This is a genomic window from Photobacterium proteolyticum (assembly GCF_001939735.1).
In the GTDB taxonomy this organism is placed as follows: domain Bacteria; phylum Pseudomonadota; class Gammaproteobacteria; order Enterobacterales; family Vibrionaceae; genus Photobacterium; species Photobacterium proteolyticum.
In genome coordinates this window covers 1-2,661 of sequence record NZ_MJIL01000022.1, presented here as the reverse complement: position 1 = coordinate 2,661, position 2,661 = coordinate 1, and the positions used below count along the sequence as shown (strand labels likewise).

General features: G+C 51.8%; 2 protein-coding genes. Both read left to right on the top strand.

The window, feature by feature from the left end; translation table 11 throughout:
• Window positions 1-480 (top strand): glycogen/starch/alpha-glucan phosphorylase (locus BIT28_RS00220; protein ID WP_139310410.1); only part of this gene is annotated, 480 nt, incomplete at its 5' end.
• An 88-nt stretch (window positions 481-568) separates the two neighbouring features.
• Window positions 569-2,661 (top strand): 4-alpha-glucanotransferase (gene malQ, locus BIT28_RS00215; protein WP_075761633.1); only part of this gene is annotated, 2,093 nt, incomplete at its 3' end.

Genomic DNA, 2,661 nt, shown 5'->3' with positions numbered 1-2,661 from the left:
GGTACAGGTAACATGAAGTTCGCGATGAACGGTGCCCTGACCATCGGTACGATGGACGGCGCGAATGTCGAGATGCGCGAAGAAGTTGGCGATGACAATATCTTCATTTTCGGCCTGCTGGTTGATGAAGTACAGAAACTAAAAGAAGAGGGCTACGACCCTTACCGTTATTACCACGCTGATAGCTTACTGCGCGCAGCACTGGATCTATTGGAAACTGATGAGTTCACACCAGGATACCCTGGCCAGCTGGCAGCGATTCGCCACAACTTGCTGGACGGTGGTGACCCTTACCTGGTACTGGCTGACTTTGCCGACTACGTGAAAACTCACGAGAAAATCGATGCTGAATACCGTGACCAGAAAAACTGGGCACGCAAAGCAATTCTAAATACAGCATTGATGAGCAAGTTTAGCTCAGACCGTAGTATTCGAGACTACGCCAATAACATCTGGAACCTAGAGCCAGTAAACCGTTAATTCACCCCATTTGGTGATTTAGAGTCTGAATTGATATCAGCAAAACCCTAACATCGAAGCGGCCGCAAGGCCGCTATCGGAGAGAACGATGAAAGACGATCAAGTATTAAAACAAGTTGCTGACATGGTAGGTATTGCAGATAGCTATGTCAGTGCTTGGGGAGATGAAGCAAACGTTGAGAGCGAGACGATCCGTCGTCTGCTCGCAGCGCTTGGTTACGACACACGAAGCGACGAAGCCTTGTTGGAGTCAGCGAATAAGAAGCAACGTCCGGATGTACTGGCACCGGTACAGGTAGTACGCAGCGGTGAGCCGATGCGTATTGCCATGCACCTGGGCCAGAGTGCACGGATCAGCGATTTCAGCTGGCGTCTGGAAACAGAGCAGGGTGAGGTGATGGAAGGCTGGTTGCAGTCTCAGCTGATCAGCGACGAGCGTGCCGATGGCGGCCCGTTGGTGTTCGCATTGCCTGATGACCTTGAGTGGGGTTACCACAAGCTGGAAGTGTTCCGTAAGCGTCGTAAATCTCCGTTTGAAATGACTTTGATCGTCACTCCACAGTCTTGTTACAAGCAGGATGCCCTGCAGGAAGACAAGAAGCTTTGGGGTACGAGTGTTCAGCTGTATTCAATTCGCACTAATCACAACTGGGGGATTGGTGATTTCGGTGATCTGAAACAACTGGTTGCCGATGTTGCTGCCCGCGGTGGTGATTTTGTGGGTCTTAACCCAATTCACTCCTTATTCCCGGCCAACCCAGAAGGCGCGAGCCCATATAGCCCGTCTTCTCGTCGTTGGCTGAACCTGATGTATATTGATGTGAGCTCAGTGTCTGAGTTTGCTCAGTGTGACGAGGCCCAGCAGCTGGTAGGCAGCCCTGAGTTCCAGCAGCGTCTGGTGGAGGCCCGCAATGCCAACTGGGTGAACTACAGCGAAGTATCCTGCCTGAAAATGGCCGTGCTTCCTTTGCTGTTTGATACGTTCCGTGAGCGTCACTTGGATAACAAAACGGCACGTGCAGAGAAATTCCTGGCGTTTGTTGAGCAGGGTGGTGAAAGCCTGCTTCACCAGGCGGCCTTCGATGCGCTTCATGCCGAGCTGAAGAAAGAAGATGACTCCGTGTGGGGTTGGCCGGTATTCCCTGAAGAGTACCGTCATTTTGATAACCCTGCCGTGCAGACATTTATCAAGAAAAACTATGCCAAAGTACAACTCTTCATGTACTTGCAGTGGATTGCTGATACCCAGCTAGCCGAAGTCAACGAGCTGGCAGAAGAAAAGGGTATGGTCATGGGGCTTTATCGCGACCTGGCTGTGGGTGTCTGTGATTCAGGCTCTGAAACCTGGGCTGATCACGGTGCGCTATGTCAGGACGTCAGCGTGGGCGCGCCACCCGATATTCTTGGTCCTTTGGGTCAGAACTGGGGACTGCCGCCGCTAAACCCGGAAGTGCTGAAAGAAAGAGCCTATGACCCTTATGTGCAGTTGATCCGTGCCAATATGCGCAGTTGTGGTGCACTTCGCATTGACCATGTTCTTGGCCTGCTGCGTCTGTGGTGGATCCCGAAAGGTGAGGGCGCCAAAGACGGTGCTTACATGTACTACCCGGTAGAAGACATGATGGCGATCCTTGCGCTGGAAAGTCATCGTCACCAGTGTACGGTGATCGGTGAAGACCTGGGTACCGTGCCTGACGAGATTGTCGAGAAACTATCAACAGCCGGCATTCATTCTTACAAGGTGTTCTTCTTCGAAACTGCTGAAGACGGCGGCTTCTATTCGCCATCGCATTATCCGCAACAATCTATGGCGGCACTGTGTACCCATGATATGCCGACGTTACGTGGCTTCTGGCACTGTGATGACCTTAAGATGGGTGAAGAGCTGGGTTTGTATCCTGACAAGGAACAACTAGCCGGCCTGTTTGACAGCCGTGCGGAGAGCAAGCAAAAAATTCTTGATAGTTTAGCCTGGCATGGTTATCTTCCTGAAGGCGTTGGGCAAGATGCTGCATATGTCCCAATGGACCGATACCTAAGCGAAGGCATGCAATTGCACCTGGCAGCAAGCTCGAGTGCACTGTTGAGCCTTCAGCTGGAAGACTGGTTAGAAATGGACCAGCCAGTCAATATTCCGGGAACCGTCGATGAGTATCCAAACTGGCGCCGTAAGCTTTCAAC